The 4,968-nt window shown below is 34.5% G+C and carries 8 protein-coding genes; all 8 read right to left on the bottom strand.

The genetic code is table 11. The features are described from left to right. Positions 1-676: 676 nt before the first annotated feature. A complete protein-coding gene (locus tag HMPREF3023_RS07930; RefSeq protein WP_070702368.1) occupies positions 677-1,054 on the bottom strand; it encodes a type II toxin-antitoxin system death-on-curing family toxin in 378 nt (125 codons plus the stop codon). Next, entirely contained in the window at positions 1,051-1,302 is a 252-nt protein-coding gene (locus HMPREF3023_RS07925) for a type II toxin-antitoxin system RelB/DinJ family antitoxin (protein ID WP_070702366.1), read from the bottom strand. The genes HMPREF3023_RS07930 and HMPREF3023_RS07925 overlap by 4 nt, the downstream gene beginning before the upstream one ends. Positions 1,303-1,574: 272 nt before the next feature. Then, complete coding sequence (locus HMPREF3023_RS09270; protein WP_083315543.1) at positions 1,575-1,721, bottom strand: YvrJ family protein; 147 nt, start codon at positions 1,719-1,721, stop codon at positions 1,575-1,577. 11 nt (positions 1,722-1,732) lie between these two features. Further along, complete coding sequence (locus HMPREF3023_RS07920; protein WP_070702364.1) at positions 1,733-1,951, bottom strand: DUF2922 domain-containing protein; 219 nt, start codon at positions 1,949-1,951, stop codon at positions 1,733-1,735. A 73-nt stretch (positions 1,952-2,024) separates the two neighbouring features. Further along, entirely contained in the window at positions 2,025-2,246 is a 222-nt protein-coding gene (locus HMPREF3023_RS07915; protein WP_070702362.1) for a DUF1659 domain-containing protein, read from the bottom strand. Between the two features lie 84 nt (positions 2,247-2,330). Next, on the bottom strand, positions 2,331-2,807 hold the full coding sequence (locus tag HMPREF3023_RS07910) for a peptidoglycan recognition protein family protein (RefSeq protein WP_070702359.1): 477 nt from the start codon (positions 2,805-2,807) through the stop codon (positions 2,331-2,333). Between the two features lie 4 nt (positions 2,808-2,811). Next, the gene (locus tag HMPREF3023_RS07905) at positions 2,812-3,570 is read right to left on the bottom strand and encodes a sigma-70 family RNA polymerase sigma factor (protein WP_070702357.1); all 759 of its coding nucleotides are present in this window, start codon (positions 3,568-3,570) and stop codon (positions 2,812-2,814) included. 266 nt (positions 3,571-3,836) lie between these two features. Next, positions 3,837-4,968, bottom strand: a 1,132-nt coding sequence (locus HMPREF3023_RS07900) for a hypothetical protein (RefSeq protein WP_168165806.1), incomplete at its 5' end; no start/stop codon positions are given.

The raw sequence follows: 4,968 nt of genomic DNA, 5'->3' as shown, positions 1-4,968 counted from the left end.
ATTTTTTAACGGCTGTCTTGCCTTACGGGGTTTCTAAAACTTAGTCTACGGTTTTACCCCTACATGACTTCAAACTTATGTGAAGTTACATAAAAATACTTAATAACAAAAATAAACTTCTGCATCAAAAAAAGCTTAATCAGTAGATGATTAAGCTTAATCTTTTTATAACTTTATCTTCAATTATTACGCTGGCAAGAGTACCCCAGCTTGTTGAAATGTTATATGGTCGTAAAGTTTGCCAATAAACCACAAGCTAATAATGTAGTAAGCAAAAAGTTCGGAGACGTTAAAAAAATTTCACTGTTCGAGCGAGCGAAGCGAGTAGTTTGAAATTTTTAGTCGGAGGGCTTTTTGCGTATTAAAGGGCCGAGCCCCTGCTAGGTCGTTGGGGGTGTTAAGGGGAGGTTTGGAGGGGATAAGGGCGGATCGAAACGCCCTAAATCCCCTCCAAGAGAAGAATTAAAACCTTAGGTTTTAGAAAAATATTATTAAGATGAAATCTTTGGACAACTCTTTCGCCCGCCCCCTGCGTGCCCGAATGGGTATGTCTCCCCCTCTTTATAAAAAATATAAAAGCGTTAGCTTTTAAGAAGTTTTCTTAGATTTCCTAAACCCCCTCTGGAAAGGGAATCGTAAAGCTTGGCTTTACAAAAAGATCTTAAAGATGAAATCTTTACACTAACCTTTCTTCAATAAACTTCTTTAACCCCTCTTTATCCATATCTCCACTAGCAACTTTAAGTCCGATTTCAATAATTTCCTCATCCGTCCATTCTAATTCATATTCATTTTCTCTTAAAAGAATATATAGGACTAAGGTTCCTATTCTTTTGTTTCCATCTATAAATGAATGATTTTTTATTAATGCATAGGAAATATTTACTATCTTATCTAAATCATCGGGATAAAGTTCTTGATCACCGAAAGTCTGCAGAGGACTATAGAGTGCAGACTCTAATAATCTCATATCTCTTATGCCCTTGCTGCCACCCGATTCTTTTATAAGCATCTCATGTAATCGAATTACGAACTCTATAGAAATTTTTTTCATTTTGCCAATTCCTTAAAAGCCTCAATATGCTCATGAACAAACTTTTCTGCATCTTCAAACATTCTATCTTCATCAAGCTTCTCTTCTTCCTTTAAAGAAACATTAAAGGGAATAGCTTTTTCTCTAATTGATTGTCTAAGAAAAATATTTATTGCACTTGAAAGATTTAGTCCTAATTCATTAAATAATTTCTCAGAATTTTCCTTAACATCATTATCTATTCTTACACTAATAGTTGTTTTTGACATAAGATCACCTCTTGAGATAATTATATCAATTGCTAGGACACTGTCAATACATTGTAATAAAAGCTTCGCTTTTACCTTATTTTTGCGCAAAAAAATAACCAAGCCTAAGCTTGATCCTACATAAAATAAAAATAAAATTTTAAATTATTTTTTCAAAATAAAATAAAAATACAAAAGAACCCATAAAAGAATTCTTTCTATAGTTTTAATTTATTTTTCCAAAATAAACCAAAAACCTCTTTCCTCGAGTTTATAAAACTCGAATCCCTTCCTTACTTCCCAATATCCTCAAGGGCCTTGGAAAGATCCACTATAACTTCCTTTAGCTCCTCCATCTTCTTCTCCAACCTCACCAAGAGGTAACAAGAAATGGCAATGGGAAAGCCAATGTTTGAAATGTTAGCTATTAAATCTTCCATCATAACAAACCTTATTGAAGAGCTTCTTCTTTTCTAGTAACTATTACTGACCCATTGTAAGTCTTGATTAGACCTAGCTTACCTGAGACTAACTTGTTGTTTATAATATTATCAGTTACCCTCTTTACATCAGTCTCAACAATACCATCTTGAGGATTTGAGATAGTTAAAGTCCAAGGCTTTCCGCCTTCATCAGTAAAACTTATCCTAAGTGATTTAGTTTCCTTCATAAAATTCTCCTTTCATACCAGTGAAACGCTCCAGCATTTCACAAAACAATAACTACAAGAACAAGACCAAGTCTTATTCAACCTTTCCTAAAATCTCTTCTGTAATTAGAGAAGAAGTAGCGAAGTCACCTTCAACAATAGGGTTGAGGTCTTCAGAAAGCTTATATAAATTTTCCTTAGAAGCCTCAGAGTTAATACCACTAATTGTTACAGTTCTCTTCTTCGCCTTGCCAGAAGACTCATCAGTAAAAACTGATTTTAGCATTAGCTTAGATTCCTTAACTTGAACAGCCATTATTTTCACCTCCTACTATCTATATAGAATAAAATAAGAAAAGTTGCTAGGGTAAAATGAAATTATTTTAAAAAATTTTAAAAATTATAGAGAAGCCTTAAATTCCCACCACTTCTTCCAATTATTACTAGACATAGAGCGGGGACAAATCTTGTGAGAAGCATCAAAGTGCCTTACCACCCTATCAAGGGGAATATTATAAAAATCCATGAGAAACCTAACAATCTTTCTAGCATTTTCAAGAGCAGCTTCATAATTGCCGTCCCTGTTGATGCAGATTTCCACCCCAATCGAATTAGAATTAGTGATCCCATACCTGCCATGACCATCGCCACAGTGCCAAGAAGCATTAGCAGTCTCAACAGTCTCCACAATCCTCTTGTCATCCACAAAATAATGAGCAGAAGCCTGCCTGTTGCCACCATTAAAGTACCTGTAGTGAGCGAGAGCATCAGCACCCACATTAGGATTGCCAGTGTCGTGGACCACAATATAGCTTGGTCTTGCCTGACCCTGTCTCTTCATATAGTTGTAACGAATAAGTTTCTTTTCAATCAACATAAAATCACCTCCTCTTATAAGAATTTAAAATAAATTTACGCATATTCTCAAGACCAGTTCGCTTGAGATTTACCACAGTCCACTTAGATATCCCAAGAAAATCTGCAATCTCACTAAGACCTAGCCTTTCATAATAAAAGAGCCTTACCACAGTCTCCTGCCTTGGAGTGAGAGACTTCATGGCAGCTCTTACAAGGTCTGACTCCTCAGACTCCAAAAAGTCCCCCTCAATATCCACACCAGCATCAAGAGAATCCAAAATAGATTGGCCCTCCTCATCAGAATCATCATCGTGAACATCCATCTCCACGTTAGTCAGATACTTATAATTATTAAGATAAGTGTATCTCAAAAACTCCTTGACGTATTTCAAGAAGGACCTCTTCCCGTCAAAATCATCGAGACAAACAAGGACCATGACCCTTCCATCAGAATAAAGATCTTCAAACTCAGAATAAACTGGGCAATACTTCCTAATAGAAGACCTAATGAGGGGGTCTAACATATGGAGAATCTTGGCTCTGGCCCTCTCTTCCCCAACAAGGGCAGACCTAAGGACCCTGTTAAAATCATCATAAGAAGTTTTCTCAAAAGTCCCAGGTCTATTGGAATCTCCATTCTCTTTAGGCTCATCAAAAGAATTAGGATCCTTGGAGCCAGTCCAAACTTCTTCATTATTTAGACTTTCACTTTCAATATTTTTTTCATTTTTATAATTAACTTCTCTAATAACTTTCACATCTTCCTTTTCAAAAAATTCCATTTACCACTCCTCCTTTTTTATTCTAAGGATATTATAGAACCTCTGTTTTAATTTGTCAATCATTTGTTTAAACTTATTTTCTTAAAGAAAGCAAGGGAAAGATGATTTTTGAAATGGGTTCCGGGAAAATAAAGACTGTTTTGTTTTTTTTAATTCAAATAATTTTTCTGCAAAAAAATATCCCTTAGAGATTTATCCCAAGAGATATTTTATAGGCACAAAAAAATCAACCCTAGTTAACTAAGGTTGATCTTTCTAGTTATTATTTACTTGTAATCGTAGTTAAATTCCAAAGTTCTTGCTTTCTTATAAACAGTGTTTCCTTCTTGGTATTCATAAGTTACATCAAACTTCTTACCAGCTAGGTCAGAAAGTTTTGATTGTACGTTCATACCAGGGAAACCCTTCTTCATCATTGTATTAAATCCAAACCATTTGTCTGAAAAAGACTTTAAGTCCGACTCATTTAGTTCAACTTTTTCCCCCGTATTTTTTTCTACTAGAGTTACCTTTTTAAGGAATTTTTGAGGAGCCTTTCCAGCCAAATTAGATGTGAATATACCAACTAAACCATCTGCCAATCCTGTACCTCGCATAGCAGTTATTCTCTTATCTTCTATTTCACGATTAATCATAAATACAAAATTATCGCCGTCAAAGCTATAATTATATGCTCCCAATGTTGCATTTGGTTGATTTGGTTGTCTTGTATTCTTGTATATATTCATAACTCTTTCAGGATTTACTTCATAAGTATTTACAAATACCTTGTCATACTTATTAGCCCTTGCTGACACTAATTTATAACTTACCCTTATAGTAGTATCAGTTGCTATATTAAAGCTGTATTTTCCATCTGGGCCTTTTTTAATTACTGTCGCTTTAATACCTTTCTGTTCTCCTGCACTATCAAGTAAGTTTCCTATAACAGTTCTTACATTTGCAACTTTTCCAGGCTTATCTTCTACTGTAAAAGAAATTTTGCTTCCTGCGTTGTACTTGTTGCCTTCGGCATCTTCTATTGTAAGATTTTTTATACCATTTTCAAGGTCGTCTTTTCTTAAAGTGTATTGTTCTACATCTTCATAAGTTACTTCAATTGTAGTGTCTGAAGTCATCTTGAAGCTGTATTTTCCATCTTCACCTTTTGTAAGTGTAGTTGATTTTCCACCTACGATTTTTTCTACCTTAGCTTTTTTTCCAGCTACTTTTATTGTAAAGGAAATTTCTGTTCCTTCATTATACTTATTATTTTCTTTTGCTGGTGTTAAGTTTGTAACTCCATTTTCAGGATCTTCTACAGTTAATGTGTAGTCGATGTCTTCGTAAGTTACTTTTATTATAGTGTCTGCTTCGATAGTGAATTTATATTCTCCATCTTTTGCTGTAAGTTCTTCT

It is taken from the genome of Peptoniphilus sp. HMSC075B08, from assembly GCF_001815405.1.
In the GTDB taxonomy this organism is placed as follows: Bacteria; Bacillota; Clostridia; order Tissierellales; family Peptoniphilaceae; genus Peptoniphilus_A; species Peptoniphilus_A harei.
This window is presented reverse-complemented; position numbering and strand designations above follow the sequence as displayed.

Coding starts and splice junctions, on each gene's coding strand:
- HMPREF3023_RS07930 (WP_070702368.1), bottom strand. CDS start 1,054: ATGAAAAAAATTTCTATAGAGTTCGTAATTCGATTACATGAGATGCTT.
- HMPREF3023_RS07925 (WP_070702366.1), bottom strand. CDS start 1,302: ATGTCAAAAACAACTATTAGTGTAAGAATAGATAATGATGTTAAGGAA.
- HMPREF3023_RS09270 (WP_083315543.1), bottom strand. CDS start 1,721: ATGGAAGATTTAATAGCTAACATTTCAAACATTGGCTTTCCCATTGCC.
- HMPREF3023_RS07920 (WP_070702364.1), bottom strand. CDS start 1,951: ATGAAGGAAACTAAATCACTTAGGATAAGTTTTACTGATGAAGGCGGA.
- HMPREF3023_RS07915 (WP_070702362.1), bottom strand. CDS start 2,246: ATGGCTGTTCAAGTTAAGGAATCTAAGCTAATGCTAAAATCAGTTTTT.
- HMPREF3023_RS07910 (WP_070702359.1), bottom strand. CDS start 2,807: ATGTTGATTGAAAAGAAACTTATTCGTTACAACTATATGAAGAGACAG.
- HMPREF3023_RS07905 (WP_070702357.1), bottom strand. CDS start 3,570: ATGGAATTTTTTGAAAAGGAAGATGTGAAAGTTATTAGAGAAGTTAAT.